Origin of the sequence: Mumia quercus (assembly GCF_025506335.1) — a bacterium.
Classification (GTDB): domain Bacteria; phylum Actinomycetota; class Actinomycetes; order Propionibacteriales; family Nocardioidaceae; genus Mumia; species Mumia quercus.
Map to the genome: position 1 here is coordinate 345,955 of NZ_JANZYO010000003.1, position 18,509 is coordinate 364,463.

At 71.7% G+C, this 18,509-nt stretch carries 17 protein-coding genes; 10 read left to right on the forward strand and 7 right to left on the reverse strand.

Features of this window, described 5'->3' with window-relative positions:
• The first annotated feature begins 33 nt into the window (after positions 1-33).
• Positions 34-1,749, forward strand: a complete 1,716-nt coding sequence (locus NYZ95_RS08210) for an ABC-F family ATP-binding cassette domain-containing protein (RefSeq protein WP_262850529.1) — start codon at positions 34-36, stop codon at positions 1,747-1,749.
• On the opposite strand, the gene NYZ95_RS08215 is transcribed toward NYZ95_RS08210, so the two are convergent.
• From NYZ95_RS08215 to NYZ95_RS08235, 5 genes are all read right to left on the reverse strand, one after another.
• Positions 1,750-2,202, reverse strand: a complete 453-nt coding sequence (locus NYZ95_RS08215) for a hypothetical protein (protein WP_262850531.1) — start codon at positions 2,200-2,202, stop codon at positions 1,750-1,752.
• An 81-nt stretch (positions 2,203-2,283) separates the two neighbouring features.
• Positions 2,284-2,883 (reverse strand): class I SAM-dependent methyltransferase, encoded by a 600-nt coding sequence (locus NYZ95_RS08220; protein WP_262850533.1) that lies wholly within the window; start codon positions 2,881-2,883, stop codon positions 2,284-2,286.
• Complete coding sequence (truA, locus tag NYZ95_RS08225; protein WP_262850535.1) at positions 2,876-3,700, reverse strand: tRNA pseudouridine(38-40) synthase TruA; 825 nt, start codon at positions 3,698-3,700, stop codon at positions 2,876-2,878. The genes NYZ95_RS08220 and truA overlap by 8 nt, the downstream gene beginning before the upstream one ends.
• Positions 3,701-3,721: 21 nt before the next feature.
• Entirely contained in the window at positions 3,722-4,759 is a 1,038-nt protein-coding gene (locus NYZ95_RS08230) for an NADP-dependent oxidoreductase (protein ID WP_262850537.1), read from the reverse strand.
• Positions 4,760-4,870: 111 nt separating this feature from the next.
• Positions 4,871-6,184 (reverse strand): citrate synthase, encoded by a 1,314-nt coding sequence (locus tag NYZ95_RS08235; protein WP_262850539.1) that lies wholly within the window; start codon positions 6,182-6,184, stop codon positions 4,871-4,873.
• 329 nt (positions 6,185-6,513) lie between these two features.
• Between NYZ95_RS08235 and rplM the strand changes: the two genes are divergently transcribed.
• From rplM to NYZ95_RS08255, 4 genes are read left to right on the forward strand one after another with little or no spacing between them, the layout of a single operon-like run.
• Positions 6,514-6,957, forward strand: a complete 444-nt coding sequence (rplM, locus tag NYZ95_RS08240) for a 50S ribosomal protein L13 (protein WP_262850541.1) — start codon at positions 6,514-6,516, stop codon at positions 6,955-6,957.
• Between the two features lie 24 nt (positions 6,958-6,981).
• Complete coding sequence (gene rpsI / locus NYZ95_RS08245) at positions 6,982-7,488, forward strand: 30S ribosomal protein S9 (protein ID WP_262850543.1); 507 nt, start codon at positions 6,982-6,984, stop codon at positions 7,486-7,488.
• A 13-nt stretch (positions 7,489-7,501) separates the two neighbouring features.
• On the forward strand, positions 7,502-8,848 hold the full coding sequence (gene glmM, locus NYZ95_RS08250; RefSeq protein WP_262850545.1) for a phosphoglucosamine mutase: 1,347 nt from the start codon (positions 7,502-7,504) through the stop codon (positions 8,846-8,848).
• A 51-nt stretch (positions 8,849-8,899) separates the two neighbouring features.
• Complete coding sequence (locus tag NYZ95_RS08255) at positions 8,900-9,892, forward strand: hypothetical protein (protein WP_262850547.1); 993 nt, start codon at positions 8,900-8,902, stop codon at positions 9,890-9,892.
• 9 nt (positions 9,893-9,901) lie between these two features.
• Here the strand turns inward: NYZ95_RS08255 and NYZ95_RS08260 are convergent, their stop codons facing one another.
• Positions 9,902-10,783: a bile acid:sodium symporter family protein gene (locus tag NYZ95_RS08260; protein WP_262850549.1), complete on the reverse strand. Its 882-nt coding sequence runs from the start codon at positions 10,781-10,783 to the stop codon at positions 9,902-9,904.
• 70 nt (positions 10,784-10,853) lie between these two features.
• Positions 10,854-11,813 carry a type I pantothenate kinase gene (coaA, locus tag NYZ95_RS08265; RefSeq protein ID WP_372500465.1) on the reverse strand — a complete coding sequence of 320 codons (960 nt, stop codon included), beginning with the start codon at positions 11,811-11,813 and terminating at the stop codon, positions 10,854-10,856.
• 52 nt (positions 11,814-11,865) lie between these two features.
• On the opposite strand from coaA, the gene glmS reads away from it, so the two are divergent.
• Genes glmS through tsaE form a run of 5 tightly spaced genes read left to right on the forward strand, consistent with a single transcriptional unit; the run spans position 11,866 to position 18,456 of the window.
• On the forward strand, positions 11,866-13,713 hold the full coding sequence (gene glmS, locus NYZ95_RS08270; RefSeq protein WP_262850551.1) for a glutamine--fructose-6-phosphate transaminase (isomerizing): 1,848 nt from the start codon (positions 11,866-11,868) through the stop codon (positions 13,711-13,713).
• Positions 13,714-13,769: 56 nt separating this feature from the next.
• Positions 13,770-15,242 (forward strand): bifunctional ADP-dependent NAD(P)H-hydrate dehydratase/NAD(P)H-hydrate epimerase, encoded by a 1,473-nt coding sequence (locus NYZ95_RS08275; protein ID WP_262850553.1) that lies wholly within the window; start codon positions 13,770-13,772, stop codon positions 15,240-15,242.
• The gene (alr, locus tag NYZ95_RS08280; protein ID WP_262850555.1) at positions 15,239-16,384 is read left to right on the forward strand and encodes an alanine racemase; all 1,146 of its coding nucleotides are present in this window, start codon (positions 15,239-15,241) and stop codon (positions 16,382-16,384) included. The genes NYZ95_RS08275 and alr overlap by 4 nt, the downstream gene beginning before the upstream one ends.
• A gap of 12 nt (positions 16,385-16,396) precedes the next feature.
• The gene (locus tag NYZ95_RS08285; RefSeq protein ID WP_262850557.1) at positions 16,397-17,410 is read left to right on the forward strand and encodes an alpha/beta fold hydrolase; all 1,014 of its coding nucleotides are present in this window, start codon (positions 16,397-16,399) and stop codon (positions 17,408-17,410) included.
• The gene (tsaE, locus tag NYZ95_RS08290) at positions 17,407-18,456 is read left to right on the forward strand and encodes a tRNA (adenosine(37)-N6)-threonylcarbamoyltransferase complex ATPase subunit type 1 TsaE (RefSeq protein WP_262850558.1); all 1,050 of its coding nucleotides are present in this window, start codon (positions 17,407-17,409) and stop codon (positions 18,454-18,456) included. The genes NYZ95_RS08285 and tsaE overlap by 4 nt, the downstream gene beginning before the upstream one ends.
• Positions 18,457-18,509 lie beyond the last annotated feature (53 nt).

An 18,509-nucleotide genomic window follows, 5' to 3' on the forward strand; every position in this document is an offset into this window, starting at 1 on the left:
TATCGAGTTGACGGGGAGCGGACACTGGGAGGCGTGGGACACGTCGACCTGGCCGGAATCCGCTACGACCTCCCCGACGGGCGGGTCCTGCTGGACGACGTCTCGTTCCGGGTCGGCGACGGTGCGGTCGTCGCGCTGGTGGGCGCGAACGGCGCCGGCAAGACGACCCTGCTGCGGATCATCACGGGCGAGGTCGCGCCGCACGCCGGGGTGGTCGCGCGCAGCGGGGGAGTCGGCGTCATGCGTCAGATGGTGACGCGTCACCCCGACGGATCCCACCTGGAGACGGTGCGCGAGCTGCTGCTCTCGGTCGCGCCTCCGCGGGTCCGTCAGGCGGCCGCGCGCCTCGACGAGGTCGAGCTGGCGCTCATGGAGAGCGACGACGAGGCGACCCAGATGCGGTACGCGTCGGCGCTCGCCGAGTACGCGGACGCCGGCGGCTACGACGTCGAGGTCACGTGGGACGCCTGCTGCACCTCGGCGCTGGGCGTCCCGTACGAGCGCGCGAAGTGGCGCGACCTCTCGACCATGTCCGGCGGCGAGCAGAAACGCCTGGTCCTCGAAGGGCTGCTGCGCGGCCCTGACGAGGTGCTCCTGCTCGACGAGCCTGACAACTACCTCGACGTGCCGGGCAAGCAGTGGCTGGAGGCACAGCTGCACGCCACGAAGAAGACCGTTCTGTACGTGAGCCACGACCGCGCCCTGCTCGCCAACACCGCGACCCGGATCGTGGCGCTCGAGCTCGGCGCCGCGGGGAGCACCGCGTGGACGCACCCCGGCGGGTTCGCGACCTTCCACGAGGCCCGTGCCGCACGTTTCGCCCGCCTGGAGGAGCAGCGCCGCCGCTGGGACGAGGAGCACCACAAGCTGCGCGAGCTGATGCTCATGTACAAGAACAAGGCTGCCTACAACTCCGACATGGCTGCGCGCTACCGGGCGGCGCAGACGCGGCTGCGCAAGTTCGAGGAGGCGGGACCGCCCGAGGAGGTGCCGCACGACCAGAACGTCGCGATGCGCCTGACGGGCGGTCGTACGGGCAAGCGCGCGGTGGTCTGCGAGAGCCTGGAGCTGACCGGGCTCATGCGTCCGTTCGACCTCGAGGTCTGGTTCGGCGAGCGGGTCGCGGTCCTCGGGTCCAACGGCTCGGGCAAGTCGCACTTCCTCCGGCTGCTCGCCGCGGGCGGGACCCGCCCCGACGTGGAGCACGCCCCGGTCGCCGGCTCCGACGCTGCCGCGGTCGCGCTGGTCGCCCACACCGGGACGGCACGGCTCGGGGCACGCGTCCGGCCCGGGCTGTTCGTCCAGACGCACACCCACCCCGAGCTCGTCGGGCGGACGCTGCTGGACATCCTGCACCGAGGTGAGGTCGACCCGCGCGGGCTGGGACGCCGGGGCATGGGACGCGAGGAAGCCGCGCGCAAGCTCGACCGCTACGGCCTGGCCCGTTCGTCGGAGCAGACGTTCGACTCGCTCTCGGGCGGTCAGCAGGCACGGTTCCAGATCCTCCTGCTCGAGCTCTCGGGGGCCACGCTGCTCCTCCTCGACGAGCCGACCGACAACCTCGACGTGGAGTCGGCCGAGGCGCTCGAGGAAGGGCTGGAGTCCTTCGAGGGCACCGTCCTCGCCGTCACCCACGACAGGTGGTTCGCTCGTCGGTTCGACCGGTTCCTCGTGTTCGGTGAGGACGGCACCGTCTACGAGAGCGACGAGCCGGTCTGGGACGAGGGGCGGGTCGCCCGCGAGCGCTGATCAGGCGGACCGTCGCGTCGCGGCGAGGTCGTCGGGAGCCAGCGGGACGAGGACCTCGTCGGTCGCGAGGTGCAGCGGCTCGAGCGGGACACGGGTGTAGCGCCCGGCGTCGATCAGCGCCCGTGCCCACTCGCGGTCGTCGTCGGTGATCGCACCGCGTCCCGGCCGTGACAGCAGCACGGCCAGCGACCCGTCGGGGGCCTCCTCGTCGACGAACGTGCGGGCGTGCCCGAGAAGTCGGCGCACACCGGCGGGGTCCGGAGTGACGGGACACTCGTCGATCTGGACCAGCGGAGGAACCATGCGCCGGTCGACGTCGACCCGGGCGAACCACAGGGACCGGGTCGAGAACCCCAGCGGTCCCATCAGCGCGCACCACCGCTCGTGGAGCGCGCGCTGGTCCGGCATCGGGTCGTCGGGGGAGGGGAGGCAGGGGAGGCTCTGATCGCTCATGGCGCAAGCCTGCCGAGAGTCGCGTGCCTCCCGCTCCGGTCATCCACAGGTACGTCCACGCGGGGCGAGGAGGCGCGAGCATCACCCGCGGCGTACGAGGAGGACGCGGAACCCCTTGGCGCTCGCGACCTTCTCCGTCGGCCACCCCTGCTCGGTGAGCCAGCGCGCCAAGGAGTCGGCGCCGAGGTTCTTCCCTACCACCAGGCGCGCGACGCCGTCGTCGGCCAGGCGGGGGAGCCAGGTGAGGAGCAGCGCGTGGAGCGCCGCCTTGCCGATCCGGATCGGCGGGTTGGACCAGATCTCGTCGAACGTGACGTGGGCCGGCACGTCCTCGGGGAGGCTGGCGACGACGCGGTCGGCGACGCCTGCGCGCTCGGCGTTCTCGCGGGTCAGCGCGACGGCGCGGGCGTTGGTGTCCACCGCATGGACGGTGCAGGCGGGGACCTCCGCGGCGACCGCGCACGCGATCGGGCCCCATCCGCACCCGAGGTCGAGGACCGTACGCGCGTGGTCAGGCGGCTCGAAGGTCCGGAGCAGGACGGCCGTCGCCTTGTCGAGGCCGTCGCGCGCGAACACGCCGGCGGCGGTGGTGAAGACGTAGTCGTGGTCCCAGACGCGTGCCCGGACGTCGCGTCGCTCCTCGGGCCCCGAGGGCGACGCGTCGAAGTAGTGCTCAGTCATCCTCGGCGCTCTCGGCCGTGCCCCGGAACTGCCGGCTCTCCCGCGCGCGCTCGGCCAGCTGGGAGTCGGCCGGGTAGACGACCTCCTCCAGCGTCAGCCCGTGCGCGGGCATGACCTTGACGCGCGAGTCGCGCACCTTCGCCTTGAGCACCCGCGTCATCCAGGAGGGCTCGTTGCGCCCCTCGCCCACGGCGGTGAGCGCGCCCATCAACGAGCGCACCATCGAGTGGCAGAAGGCGTCCGCGACGACGGTCGTCTCGACGATGCCTGCGTCGGTACGACGGGTCGTCAGCTGGATGAGGCTGCGGACGGTGCTCGCCCCCTCCCGCCGACGGCAGAACGCGGCGAAGTCGTGCTCGCCCAGGACGCCGACGGCCGCGTCGTTCATGGCGGACACGTCGAGGGGCTTGTGGTGGTGGACGACGTGGTTGCGGTGCAGCGGGTCGGGGCCGGTCGGGCCGTCCCAGATCCGGTAGACGTAGCGGCGTCGCAGCGCCGAGAAGCGGGCGTCGAAGCCGTCTGGAGCGAGGCGGGCCGCTCGGACGACGATGTCGTCGGGGAGGACGCGGTCGAGGCGGCGCACGAGGTGGTCGGCGTCGATGTCGACGTCGTCGGGGAGGTCGACGTGGACCACCTGTCCCCGCGCGTGGACCCCGGTGTCGGTTCGGCCGGCAACGGTCAGGCGGGCCGGCTCCTCGAGCCGCAGGACCAGCGCGAGCGCGTCCTCGATCGCCTGCTGCACCGAAGGGAGGCTTGGTTGGGTGGCCCATCCGCGGTAGGCCGCACCGTCGTAGGCGAGGTCGAGTCTCCAGCGCACCTGATCAACCTATCGAGCGAGTCAACCCGGAAGGCCCGGGGTGGGGGCGTCGACCTCGAGCACGAGCTTGCCGGTGTTCACCCCGGCGTAGAGGCCGAGCAGGGCGTCGGGGAACGCCTCGACGCCGCCGGGGAGGACGGTCTCGCGCGCGACGACGGTGCCGTCGGCGATCCAGCCGGCGATCTGCTCGCGGGCCTCGGGATAGCGGTCCTCGTAGTCGAAGACGACGAACCCCGTCATCGAGGCCCGGAAGACCAGCAGCGACATGTAGCGCCGCGGCCCTGGCGGCAGCGACGTCTCGTTGTAGCCCGAGACCGCCCCGCAGAGCACGACCCGAGCCCCTCGCCGGAGGTTGGCCAGCCCGGCGTCGAGCGTGTCGCCACCGACGTTGTCGAAGAAGACGTCGACGCCGCCGGGAGCCACCTCGCGCACCCGCTTGAGCACGTTCTCGTTCTTGTAGTCGATCGCCGCGTCGAAGCCGAGCGAGGTCAGCCAGGCACACTTCTCGGGGCCACCCGCGATGCCCACGACCGTGCAGCCGAGGGCCTTGGCGATCTGCCCCGCGACGCTGCCGACCGCCCCGGCGGCACCGGAGACCAGCACGGTGTCGCCCGCTCGGACGCGGCCGACGTCGAGCAGCCCGAAGTACGCGGTCATGCCGGGGATGCCGAGGGCACCGAGCCACGTCGGATGCCCGGCGAGGCCGAGGTCGGTCCGGGCGACTCCCGTGCCGTCCGACAGCGCGTACTCGGTGACGCCGAAGGTGCCGGTCACGGTGTCGCCCACGGCGTACGAGGGGTGCTGCGAAGCGACGACAGTGCCCGCGGCGCCGGCGCGCATCACGTCGCCGACGGCGACCGGCGGCACGTACGAGCGCACGTCGTTGAGCCACCCGCGCATCGCCGGGTCGAGGGAGACGTGGCTGACGGCGACGACCAGCTCGCCCGGGCCGGGCTGCGGCACCTCGGCGGTGGTGACGTCCCAGGTCTGCGGGCCGGGGTAGCCCACCGGGCGTTCGCGCAGGCGGACCTGCCGGGTCATGTACGCGGCTTCGCTCATGGACTCCTCCTCGTCACCGGGACCAGGCCACTGTAGAGGGAAGGGTTCGCGGGTCCGCGAACGCCGAAGGGCGCCCCCGCCGTGCGGGGACGCCCTCCGTGAGGCTGTGGCTCAGGCCCAGCGCTCGCTGCTCGCGGGGAAGACCAGACCGCGCTCGCCGGTGTAGATCTGCTTGGGACGGGCGATCTTCTGCTCCGGGTCGTTCACCAGCTCAAGCCACTGCGCCAGCCAGCCGGCCGTACGCGGGATCGCGAACAGCACGGTGAACATCTCCGGCGGGAACTGCAGCGCCTCGTAGATGAGGCCGGAGTAGAAGTCGACGTTCGGGTAGAGCTTGCGCTTGACGAAGTACTCGTCCTCGAGCGCGATCTTCTCCAGCTCGACGGCGATCTTGAGCAGCGGGTTGACCCCGGTGACCTCGAAGACGTCGTCGGTGGCCTTCTTGATGATCGTGGCGCGCGGGTCGTAGTTCTTGTAGACCCGGTGGCCGAAGCCCATCAGGCGCTCGTTGCCGGCCTTGACTCCCTCGATGAACGCCGGGACGTTGCTCACGTCACCGATGCGGCGCAGCATCTTGAGGACCGCCTCGTTGGCGCCGCCGTGCAGCGGGCCGTACAGCGCCGCGATGCCGGCCGAGACCGCCGAGTACGGGTCGACCTGGCTCGAGCCGACCGAGCGCACCGCGTTGGTGGAGCAGTTCTGCTCGTGGTCGGCGTGGAGGATGAAGAGCACCTCGAGGGCCTTGACCAGACGCGGGTCGGCCTCGTACTTCGTCTCGCTCATCTTGAAGAGCATCGCGAGGAAGTTCTCGGCGTACGAGAGGTCGTTGTCCGGGTAGACGTAGGGCTTGCCCTGCGCGTGGCGGAACGACCAGGCGCCCAGCGTCGGCATCTTGGCGATCATGCGGACGATCTGGAGGTGACGCGTGTCGGCGTCGTGGATGTTGCGGGCCTCGGGGTAGAACGTCGAGAGCCCACCGACCGCCGAGAGCAGCATGCCCATCGGGTGCGCGTCGTAGCGGAAGCCCTGCATCAGGGACTTGATGTTCTCGTGCACGAACGTGTGGAAGGTGATGTCGTGCACCCAGGAGTCGTACTGCTCCTTGGACGGCAGGTCGCCGTTGATGAGCAGGTAGGCGACCTCCAGGAAGGAGGACTTCTCCGCCAGCTGCTCGATGGGGTAGCCCCGGTACTCCAGGATGCCCTTCTCGCCGTCGATGTAGGTGACGGCCGAGCGGGTGGAGGCGGTGTTGGTGAAGCCGGGGTCGTACGAGGCGATCCCGGGCTCGTCGTCGCTGACCCGGATCTTGCCGAGGTCGCTCGCCCGGATCGTCCCGTCGACGATCGGGAGCACGTACTCCTTGCCAGTCCGGTCGTCCCGGACGGTCAGGGTCTGGCCATCGGCCGAGGGCGTGGCGTCTGTCACGAGGAGGTCTCCTTGCGCCGTGGTGCGCACCCTGTGCTGGTACGCAGCTCGAGTCGGGGGTCCTCAGGGGTGTTCGGACCCACTCCAACTTATTGCTTAGCGCAAGGGTGTGTGCATCCGGGGCCCTGAGCGGCCCCTCGGCCGTCGGCCTCTTGGGGGCCGAGGGTATCCTTGCTCTGGCACGTCAGACGTACGACGTGCCGTCGTGACCGAGCCCGTTTTGACCGGGCACGTTGCGGCTGGGTATTCTTGTACGTCGTTGTGCCTCGAGCGCTCTTGTCGTTCTGAGGCACTCCATCAGTCCCCATCCATACGAAGGTAGAACTAGCGTGCGCACGTACAGCCCGAAGCCTGGTGACGTCGACCGCAAGTGGCACGTCATCGACGCAGAAGACGTGGTGCTCGGACGACTTGCCGTCCAGACAGCGACCCTGCTTCGCGGCAAGCACAAGCCCACGTTCGCTCCGCACATCGACAACGGTGACTTCGTCATCATCGTCAACGCGGAGAAGGTCGCCCTCTCGGGCAACAAGCGCGAGGACAAGCTCGCCTTCCGCCACAGCGGCTACCCGGGTGGTCTGAAGCAGGTCGCGTACGGCGACCTGCTCGACAAGGACCCGCGCAAGGCGATCGAGAAGGCCGTCTGGGGCATGCTCCCCAAGAACCGCCTGGGTCGCGCGCTCATGAAGAAGCTGAAGGTCTACGCCGGCCCGGAGCACCCGCACTCCGCACAGCAGCCGCAGACCTTCGACATCAAGCAGATCGCCCAGTAGGCCCAGGAAGCAGTGAGGATCAACGTGGCCGAGTCCAGCACCGAGACCGTCGAGACCGACGAGTTCGCCGCCAACGCCGAGGGCGTTGCCTACACCTCCGAGACCGCTCCGAGCGCGGAGTCGGCAGCACGTTCGTCGATCATCGCGCCCGCTGCTGCCACCGGCCGCCGCAAGGAGGCCGTCGCTCGCGTCCGCCTCGTGCCCGGCACCGGGGCGTGGACGGTCAACGGCAAGCCGCTCGAGGAGTACCTCCCCAACAAGCTGCACCAGCAGATCGCCAAGGAGGCCTTCGCGACGACCGGCCTCGGCGAGAGCTTCGACGTGATCGCTCGCGTCTCCGGTGGCGGCATGACCGGTCAGGCCGGTGCGCTGCGCCTCGGCGTGGCCCGCGCGCTGAACGCGGTCGACGAGGAGTCGAACCGCCCCACCCTCAAGAAGGCCGGGCTGCTCACGCGTGACGCCCGCGCCAAGGAGCGCAAGAAGGCCGGCCTCAAGAAGGCCCGCAAGGCGCCTCAGTACAGCAAGCGCTGACGGCGGCAGAGCCTTGGGTCGGATCTTCGGAACCGATGGTGTCCGGGGGGTCGCCAACACCGACCTCACCGCCGAGCTCGCTGTCGACCTCGCCGTGGCTGCAGCCCACGTGCTGGGGGAGTCGGGTGCCTTCGCCGATCAGAGGCCTACCGCAGTCGTGGCCCGCGATCCCCGCGCCTCAGGAGAGTTCCTCGAGGCCGCGGTGGTCGCGGGTCTCGCGTCTGCGGGGGTCGACGTGCACCGCCTCGGCGTGGTGCCCACACCCGGTGCCGCGTACCTGACGTCCGCGCTCGCCGCGGACATGGGCGTCATGATCTCCGCGAGCCACAACCCGATGCCGGACAACGGCATCAAGTTCTTGGCACGCGGTGGCCTCAAGCTGGACGACGCCCTCGAGGACGTGATCGAGCGGACTCTGGAGCAGCCCTGGCAGCGCCCGACCGGCGCCGGCGTCGGCCGCATCGGTGACAGCCCGACGGCGCTACGCACCTACGAGCGCCATCTCGTGGGCGCGGTCGGACAGCGTCTCGACGGCCTCCGGGTCGTCCTGGACTGTGCGAACGGCGCGGCGAGCGAGGTGGGCCCGGAGGTCTTCCGCGAGCTCGGTGCCGAGGTGGTGGCGATCCACGCCGAGCCGGACGGCCTCAACATCAACGAGGCCTGTGGGTCGACGCACCCTGAGGCGCTCCAGCAGGCCGTGATCGCCCACGGCGCCGACGCCGGCTTCGCCTTCGACGGCGACGCCGACCGCTGTCTGGCCGTCGACGGCCTCGGCGAGCTCGTCGACGGCGACCAGATCCTGGCGATCCTCGCGCTCGCGCTCAAGGAGCAGGGCCGCCTCGTCAACGACACCGTCGTGGCGACGGTCATGTCCAACCTCGGCTTCGTCCAGGCCATGAGCGCCGCGGGCGTCGCGGTGGTGCAGACGGCCGTCGGCGACCGGTACGTCCTCGAGGCGATGCGCGCCAGCGGGTTCAACCTCGGGGGCGAGCAGTCCGGCCACGTCATCATGAGCGACCACGCCACCACCGGTGACGGCGTCCTGACGGCGCTCTCGATCGCTGCCCGGATCGTCTCCTCCGGACGGACGCTCGCCGACCTCGCCTCCGTGATGACGCGGCTCCCGCAGGTCCTCGTGAACGTGCCCGGGGTCGACAAGTCCCGCGCGAGCACCGACGCCGACGTCGCGGCCGCGGTCGCCGAGGCGACGGCTGAGCTGGACGGCACCGGGCGGGTTCTCCTTCGCCCCTCGGGCACCGAGCCGCTGGTCCGCGTGATGGTCGAGGCCGCCACGAGCGCGCAGGCCGACGAGGTGGCCAGGCGGCTGGCTGCGGTCGTCGGCAAGGCGCTCGCACTCTGAGCCTGCAAAACTCGCGCGCCCTCACGGCCGCCCTGCGCCTACGGTGACGGGATGCGCATCGAGGACATCGACCCGTCGGACGACGCGGCGCTCGAGGCCTTCTGGGCCCACGAGGCACGTCTCGCCGCCGGCGACCCGTACGACGTCGTCTGGACGCGGGAGGAGCGCAAGGTCCGGGCACGCCTTAGCGACCCCTGGACGGAGCGCCAGTACGTGTGGGCGCGCGACGACGACGGCGCGATCGTCGCGACAGCCGAGCTGAACCTGTCGCTCCGGGACAACCTGGAGGTCCTGTGGGCGGACCTGAGGATCGACCCTGCGCGGCGCGCGGAGGTCGGCCCCTTCCTCGGGGACCTGAAGGACCGCACCCGCCTCTCCGGACGCACGAGGATCGCCGCCGAGGCGCGGTGGGCGTCTGGCGGCCCCGAAGGCCCTGACGCCGAGCTGCTGCGGGCGCACGGGTTCCGCCTCGGAAACGTCGAGGCGCAGCGCGTGCTCGACCTGCCGGCCGACGAGGAGCACCTCGAGCGGCTCGCGACACGCACGGCGCCGCACCACGCCTCGTACGCGCTGCGGTCGTGGGTCGGCCCCGTCCCGGAGGACGTCGTCGACGCCTACGGCGCGATGCGCTCGGTGATGGGGGCCGAGGCGCCGTCGGGGGAGATGGAGTGGGAGGCGGAGGACTTCCCGGCCGATCGGGTGCGCCACGAGGAGGAGGAGCTGGCCGCGCAGCAGCGCACGTCGGTCACCACCGTCGCGGTCCACGAGGACGGCACGATCGCCGGGCACAGCCAGATCGTCGTGCCGGGGACCGACCCGGTCAACGCGATGCAGTGGGACACCTTGGTCCTGTCGGCCCACCGGGGTCACCGCCTCGGGCTCGCGATGAAGGTGCAGAACCTTCGCACCGCCGCGCACGCCCTCGGTCAGCGCTCCCTGATCCACACCTGGAACGCGGCCGACAACGCCCCGATGATCGCGGTCAACGAGACGCTGGGGTACCGCCTCGTCGCCATCGCGGGCGTGTTCCGCTGCGACGTCTGAGCGCCCGGCTCAGGCGTCGACGGTGGTCGACGCTCGGTCGCGTACGAGGAAGCGCGTGAGCACGACGCCCCAGGCGGCGGCGATGAAGAACATCACGAGCCCGTACACCGCGCCCGGGATGGAGATCTCCGTCTCCTCGAGGATCTCGACGGCGACGTAGATCGCAAGGGTCGCGTTGTGCACGCCGATCTCGAACGACGAGGCGATGGCCTGGCGCTCGGTGACGCCCGCCCACCGCGGGACGAGGAAGCCGACGGCCAGGCTCAGCAGGCAGAACAGGACCGTGATCGCGCCGACCTTGGCGGCGTACTCGCCGACGTTCTCGCGCTGGTCGAGCAGGATGCCGATCACCAGGACGGCGAGGATCACGGCGGACGCGATGCGCACCGGCTTGTCCATCCGCTCGGCGAAGGCGGGGCGCGCCGACCGTACGGCCATGCCGAGGGCGACGGGCAGCAGCACGATCGCGAAGACCTCCAGGACCTTGCTGAACTGCAAGGACACGGTGTTGTCGGCGTCGAACCAGGCGATGGCGAGGTTGGTGATGAGGGGCAGCGACACGATCGCGACGATCGAGTTGATGGCCGTCAGCGAGACGTTCAGCGCGACGTCGCCCCGGAAGAGGTGGCTGTAGAGGTTGGCGCTCGTGCCGCCGGGGGAGGCGGCGAGCAGCATCATGCCGACGGCCAGCAGCGGCGGCAGGTCGAAGAGCAGGACCAGGCCGAAGCAGATCGCCGGCAGCAGCACGAGCTGACAGGCCAGGGCGACGATCACGGCGCGGGGCTGCCGGCCGACGCGACGGAAGTCGTCGACGGTCAGCGAGAGGCCGAGGCCGAACATGATGATGCCGAGGGCGATCGGGAGCCCGACGGTGCTGAGCGCAGAGTCCATGGCGCACACCCTAGGGGTGACGCACCTCACACCGCGAGGGTGGGGAGGGTCAGAGCTTGGGTGGGGAGGGTCAGAGCTTGCGGAGGCGGATCCAGCGCACGGAGTGGTCGGCGCCCTTGCGCAGCACGAGGGTCGCGCGGCCCCGTGTCGGCTCGATGTTCTCCTTGAGGTTCGGCCCGTTGATCGAGTCCCACAGCAGCGAGGCCTGGGCGACCGCCGCCTCCTCGTCGAGTGCGCCGTAGCGCACGAAGTACGAGTCCGGGTCGCGGAAGGCCGTCTCGCGCAGTCGCAGGAACCGCTCTGCGTACCAGCGGCGGATGTCCTTGCGCGCGGCGTCGACGTACACCGAGAAGTCGAAGAAGTCGCTGATCGCCAGGCCAGGGCGTCCGTCGCCTCGCGTGCGCGCCGGCTGGAGGACGTTGAGCCCTTCGATGAGGACGACGTCGGGCCGGCTCAGCGTGACGACCTCGTCCGTGACGTCGTAGCTGAGGTGGGAGTAGACCGGGGCCTCCACGACCTCGCGACCGGACTTCACCGCCATCACGAAGCGCAGCAGCGCCTTGCGGTCGTACGACTCCGGGAACCCTTTGCGCTCCAGGAGCCCGCGGCGCTCCAGCTCGGCGTTGGGGAGCAGGAAGCCGTCGGTGGTGACGAGCGACACGTTGCTGTGGGCGTCGTCCTTGGCCAGCAGCTCCCGCAGCAGGCGCGCCGTCGTCGACTTCCCGACGGCCACGGAGCCGGCGATCCCGATCACGTACGGGGTCCGCTGCGGCTGAGGACGGCGCAGGAACGCCTCGGTGGAGCGGTAGAGCTCGCCCGCGTACCGGACGCGCATGCTGATCAGGCGTGCCAGCGGCACGTAGACCTGGCGGACCTCCTCGAGGTCCAGCTCGTCCCCGAGACCGCGCACCTTGTCGATCTCGGCCTGGGTGAGCGGCTGAGGGGCGTCGCCGGCGAGATCGGCCCAGGCGCGTCGTTCGAGCTCGACGTACGGCGAGGTGTCGCTGGAGCCCGGCTGCGTGACCGACATGGTCCCCATTGTTGCCGTCGGCCTCGACAAGGCTGTCGGTACCCTGGAGATCATGTGTGGAATCGTGGGTTACGTCGGTGAACGCTCGGCCCTGGACGTCGTGATGGGAGGGCTTCGCCGCCTGGAGTACCGGGGGTACGACTCCACCGGGGTCGCCCTGGTCGTCGACGGCCAGATCAGCGCGGCCAAGAAGGTCGGCAAGCTGGCGAACCTCGACAAGGAGCTGGCCGAGCACCCGCTCCCGGGCTCGACGACGGGCATCGGGCACACCCGGTGGGCGACGCACGGCCCGCCGAGCGACCGCAACGCCCACCCGCACGTCTCGAACGACCACCGCGTGGCCGTCGTCCACAACGGCATCATCGAGAACTTCGCCGACCTGCGTGCCGAGCTCGAGGCCGAGGGCTACGAGTTCACGTCCGACACCGACACCGAGACCGTCACCCACCTCGTGGACCGCGAGCTGCGCGCCGACGCCCCGGACCTCACCGAGGCCGTGCGCCGCGTGTGCAACCGCCTCGAGGGTGCCTTCACCCTCGTCATCGCCGACGGAGCGGACACCGACCGTGTGGTCGGGGCGCGCCGCAACTCGCCGCTGGTGGCAGGCCGCGGCGACGGTGAGAACTTCCTCGCCTCGGACGTGTCGGCGTTCATCGAGTACACGCGCTCGGCCGTCGAGCTGGGCCAGGACCAGGTCGTGACGATCTCGCGCGACGGCATCGACGTCATCGACTTCGACGGCAACCCGGCGCCGGTCACCGAGTACCACGTCGACTGGGACGCCTCGGCCGCCGAGAAGGGCGGCTACGACTGGTTTATGCTCAAGGAGATCGAGGAGCAGCCGCGCGCCGTCGCCGACACGCTGCTCGGCCGTCACGACGCCGAGGGCCGCCTCGTGCTCGACGAGATGCGGCTGTCCGACGACGAGCTGCGTGCGATCGACAAGGTGGTCATCATCGGCTGCGGCACCGCCTCGTACGCGGGTATGGTCGCCAAGTACGCGATCGAGCACTGGACCCGCATCCCGTGCGAGGTCGAGCTCGCCTCGGAGTTCCGCTACCGCGACCCGATCGTCGGACGCTCCACGCTCGTCGTCGCGATCAGCCAGTCCGGCGAGACGGCCGACACCCTCCAGGCGATCCGCCACGCGCGCCAGCAGGGCTCGAAGGTGCTCGCCATCTGCAACACCAACGGCTCGACGATCCCGCGCGAGTCCGACGCGGTGATCTACACGCACGCCGGCCCGGAGATCGCGGTCGCCTCGACCAAGGGCTTCCTCACGCAGCTCATCGCCTGCTACGTGCTCGGCCTCTATCTCTCGCAGGTGCGCGGGACGAAGTTCGGGGACGAGATCGGCTCGACCGTCGCCGAGCTCGAGAAGCTGCCCGACGGCGTCCAGGCGCTGCTCGACCGGGCCGACGAGGTCCGTGCGCTCGCCCACGAGCTCGCCGACCACCGGACCTTCCTCTTCCTCGGGCGCCACGTCGGCTACCCCGTCGCGCTGGAGGGTGCGCTCAAGCTCAAGGAGCTGGCCTACCTCCACGCCGAGGGATTCGCGGCCGGCGAGCTGAAGCACGGCCCGATCGCCGTGATCGAGCCCGGACTGCCCGTGTTCGTGATCGTGCCGCCCAAGGGACGCGACCAGCTCCACGAGAAGGTCGTCAGCAACATCCAGGAGATCCGCGCCCGCGGCGCGCGCACCGTCGTGCTCGTCGAGGACGGCGACACGTCGGTCGACCCGTACGCCGACATCGTGATCCGGCTGCCCCAGGCGCCGACGCTGCTGCAGCCGGTCCTGGCCGCCGTCCCGCTGCAGATCTTCGCCGCGGAGCTGGCGTCGGTGCTCGGGCACGACGTCGACCAGCCCCGTAACCTCGCCAAGTCCGTCACGGTCGAGTAGCCGTCAGGGAGGTCCTGCGCCACCAGCGCACGTCCTCGTCGTGGGAGAGTGCCGACATGCTGTACGCACACACCGTCGCCGACGTCCGGGCCGCCGAGGCCGCGCTGATGGCGCAGGTCCCGCCGGGCTCCCTCATGCGCTGGGCGGCCGCGGGACTCGCGGCGTACGTCCGTGAGGTGGCGCCGGGGTCGTCGCCGGTCGTCTTCCTCGTCGGGACGGGCGACAACGGTGGCGACGCGTTGTTCGCCGCTGCCGAGCTCGCTCGGGAGCGGTACGTCGCCGTCGCGCTCGCCGACCCGGCGCGTGTCCACGTCGCAGGCGCCCAGGCGGCGCAGGCGGCGGGCTGTCGGTTCGTCGACTCGCCGCGAGGTTTCGCGGTGGTCGTCGACGGCATCGTGGGCATCGGTGGCTCGCCCGGACTGCGTCCGCCCGCCGACGCGTGGCGCGAGATCCTCCTCGCCGAGCGGCCGTTCGTCATCGCCGTCGACGTGCCGAGCGGTGTCGACGTCGACGGGGCGACGCTGCCGGACAGCTTCATCCCCGCGGACGCCACGTGCACCTTCGGCACGTACAAGAACGCCCTCCTCGTCGACCCCGCCGCCACGCAGGCCGTGCGCGGCGCGCTGCCGAGGATCGTCGACATCGGGCTCGGTCCGTTCCTGCCGCCTCCCTCGGTGGAGGCGCTGACCGCTGCCGACAACCAGGTCCTGCTGGCCGTCCTGCGAGCGACCCTGGACGGACGCGGCCCGCAGCCGACGCAGAAGTACACGCGGGGCGTCGTCGGTGTCGCCGCAGGCTCTGCCGCGTACGCCGGGGCTGCCCAGCTGTGCGTGCGCGGCGCGCAGGCAGGCGTCGCCGGCATGGTCCGGTTCGTCGGCGAGCCCGCGCTCGCCGCGCGCGTCGTCGATCGGTGCCCGGAGGTCGTCGCCCACTCCGACCCGGCGACCCGCGGGCGGGTCCAAGCCTGGGTCGTCGGCTCCGGCGGTGGCGACGACGCGGCCCAGCGGCTCGCGATGGCGCTCGAGGACGAGGTGCCCGTCGTGGTCGACGCCGACGCGCTCGCGCACCTGCCCGAGCGGTTCTCCGTTCCCGCCCTGCTGACCCCGCACGCCGGCGAGCTGGCCCAGATGCTCGACGTGGACCGCGCCGAGGTCGAGGCCGACCCGCTCGGGCACGCCACCCGCGCCGCCGAGCGCTGGGGAGCCACGGTGCTCCTCAAGGGCGCCCGTACGCTCGTCGCCCACCCGGGGGCACCCACACGGGTGAACCTCACGGGCACCCCGTGGCTGGCCACCGCCGGCGCGGGGGACGTGCTCGCCGGGCTCGCGGGGTCGTTCCTCGCCGCAGGCGCCCACCCGCGTGACGCCGGCTCGCTCGCCGCCTTCGTGCACGGCGCCGCAGCCGTCGCAGCCTCGGGCGGGGGCCCGGTCACCGCCGGCCAGGTCGCCGACGCCGTCCCCGCCACGATCGCCGCCTGGCGCAACGGGACGCTCCTCGAGACGCAGGTGCGGGACTGGAGGGACCAGTGAGCGCGCCCGCGGAGGCGGTCGTCGACCTCGACGCCTACCGAGCCAACCTCGCGCGTCTCCGCGAGGCTGCGCCGACCGCCGCGCAGATGGCGGTCGTCAAGGCGGACGCGTACGGGCACGGGGCGGTCGAGATCGGTGCCGCAGCCCGTCAGGCCGGCGCGGAGTGGCTCGGCGTCGCCACGCTTGAGGAGGCTCGGCTGCTGCGGACGGCCGGCGACAAGGGCGCCGTGCTGGCGTGGCTGAACCCGGCCGACGCCGACCTCGCCCCCGCCATCGACGCAGGCGTCGACGTCGCGGCCGGGTCCGTGGAGCAGCTCGACGCGGTGCTCGGGGCCGGCGCCGCGACACGGCCGCGCGTCCACCTCAAGGTCGACACCGGCATGGCCCGAGGCGGCGTACGGGGTGCCGAGCTGAGCGCCCTCCTCGCGGCCGCGGCGGACGCGCAGCGTGCGGGACGGATCGAGGTCGCCGGGATCTTCTCCCACCTCGCCTGCGCCGACGAGCCCGCGAGCCCCGTCAACGACGCCCAGGAGCACGCGTTCGCCGCTGCCGTCGAGGAGCTCGCGTCGTTCGGTGTCGAGCCGCCGCTGCGCCACCTCGCGAACTCGGCGGCGACCCTGACGCGTCCCAGCGTCCACCTCGACGCCGTCCGGGTCGGGATCGCCTCGTACGGGATCAGTCCCGGGCCCGCGCTCGGGACCCCGGCAGAGCTCGGCCTGACCCCGGTCATGACGTTGCGCACCGCGCTCGCGCTCGTGCGCAGGGTCCCGCCCGGCACCGGCGTCTCGTACGGCCACACGTACGTGACCAAGCGAGAGACGACGCTCGGCCTCATCCCGATCGGCTACGGCGACGGACTCCTCCGCGCCGCCTCCAACCGTGCCTCCGCGCTCGTCAACGGTGTGCTGGTGCCGGTGGCCGGACGGGTGTGCATGGACCAGGTCGTGCTCGACCTCGGCGACACCCCGGCCAAGCGCGGTGACGAGGTGGTCCTCTTCGGGCCCGGCTCGCGCGGCGAGCCGCTCGCCGAGGACTGGGCGGAGGCGGCCTCGACGATCGGCTACGAGGTCGTCACTAGGCTGGGAGGCAGGATCGTGCGCCGTCACGCGGGCACGGTCGCGACGACCAGCACCGGGGGCTGACAGGAGGCACCGATGGAGTGGCGCAGGCTCGGGACCTACGCAGCCGTCGCCGCGGGCACCCTCGCCGCCGCAGGCGCCACCGCGGCAGCGGCGCGCGTCGCCACGGATCGCAGGCGCGCGCGGCGCAGGGCCAGGCGCGGCGACGCGATGGAGTTCGGGACGTTGCACGTCCCCGCAGTGACCGTGCACGCGACGGACGGCGTTCCGCTCCACGTGGAGGTCGAGGAGCCGGAGGACCCCGAGGCGTACGAGGCGGCGGGGCTGCCTACCGTCGTCTTCGCGCACGGCTGGGTGCTCGACCTCAACTGCTGGCACTACCAGCGCGCGGCGCTGCGCGGGCGGGTCCGGATGGTCCTGTACGACCAGCGCGAGCACGGCAGCTCCGGCGACGCGACGCCCGAGTCGTGCACGCTCGACCAGCTCGGGGACGACCTGAAGTCGGTCGTCGACGCCGTCGCCCCCACCGGACCTCTCGTCCTGGTCGGGCACTCGATGGGTGCCATGACCGTGATGTCGTTCGCCGCCCAGTACGGCGAGCTGGTCCGCGACCGGGTCGCCGCCGTCGTGCTGATGGGGACGAGCGCGGGCGACCTCATGCGCCCGACCGACCCGCTGGCCCGGCTGCAGCCGTGGCTCCAGCGCTTCGGCCCGCTGCTCGCCCAGGCGCGCCGCGTCGACTCGTTCCCGGTCACGCGCGCGTTCGCGATCGGCCCCGCGTCGCCGGCGAAGTACGCCGACATGACCGATGAGATGATCACCCGCTCGCGGCCCTCCGCTCTGTGGGACTTCGCCGGCAACTTCGTCGACCTCGACCTGTACGACGCGCTGCCGGCGCTGCCCGGCAAGCACACCGTCGTCATCGGCGGCACCAAGGACAAGCTCACCCCGATGCGGCACTCGCGCCGGCTGGCCGAGCTGATCGACGGGTCGGAGCTGCTGACCCTCGAGGGAGCAGGACACATGATGATGCTCGAGCGCCACGAGGAGGTCACTGCGGTGATCGAGACCCTCTGGGAGGGTGCGTGAGCGGCACCCCGTACCCCAACTTCCACGCCCTCAACGTCTTCGACGCGCCGCCGGACCGTGCGGCGGACGTGCTGGCGGTGATCCGCCGCTCCTTCGGGGCCCGGCCCGCGCTCGACCCGCCGGGGACCGCGATGGCGGAGACCGTGGAGTCCGTCCGCGCCGCGCTGGAGGAAGCGGGTGGGCTGCTCGTCGAGCGCCGCGGCAAGCCCATCGGCGCGATGCTGTACGACATGTCGCGTCCCGGTCTGCTCGGCTTCCGGCGGGTGTCGGTCGACCCCGACCACCAGGACCGCGGCGTGGCGTCGGCGATGGTCGGTGTCGCCGAGGACACCGCCGAGGAGCGCGGGCTCGACGGCGTCTGGCTCGACGTCCGCGAAGAGCTGCCCGAGAACGTGACCTTCTGGACCCGGCGCCGCTACTTCCCCGTGCGTCGTGACGGCACGACCATCGAGTTCGGCAAGACGCTGTGGCTCGCCCGCGAGCTCGTGACACCGGAGGACGCGCACCGCTTCGGCGCGCGCCTCGCGACGCTGCTGCGCCCGGGCGATGTGATCGTCATGTCCGGCGGGCTCGGCGCCGGCAAGACGACCCTGACCCAGGGGATCGGTGACGGGCTCGGCGTCCGTGGGCCGGTCACCTCTCCGACGTTCGTCCTCGCCCGCACCCACCCCAACCTGGGTGACGGCCCTCCGCTGGTCCACGTCGACGCCTACCGCCTCGACGGTGCCGTCGAGCTCGACGACCTCGACCTCGACACCGCGACCGAGGACTCGGTCACCGTCGTCGAGTGGGGCGAAGGCATGGCAGAGGACCTGAGCGAATCGTGGCTGGAGGTGCGTCTGGAGCGCCGGACGGCCACGGTCCTCGACCCGCTCGGCGCCGAGTCGCCCGAGCGTGGCGACGCTGCCGACCACGACGTACGCCTCGTGACCGTGAAGCCGCACGGTGCCCGTTGGGCGCGGGTCCCGCTGCGTTCGACCCTCCTCGAGCCGGAGGCGATCACGCACTCGGTGCAGGCGCGCGGGCTCGGCGAGGCCACGGTCTGAGATCGGTGCGTCCTGTCGAGTGACACCCCTGTGAGACGCGCAGCCCAGGGCGT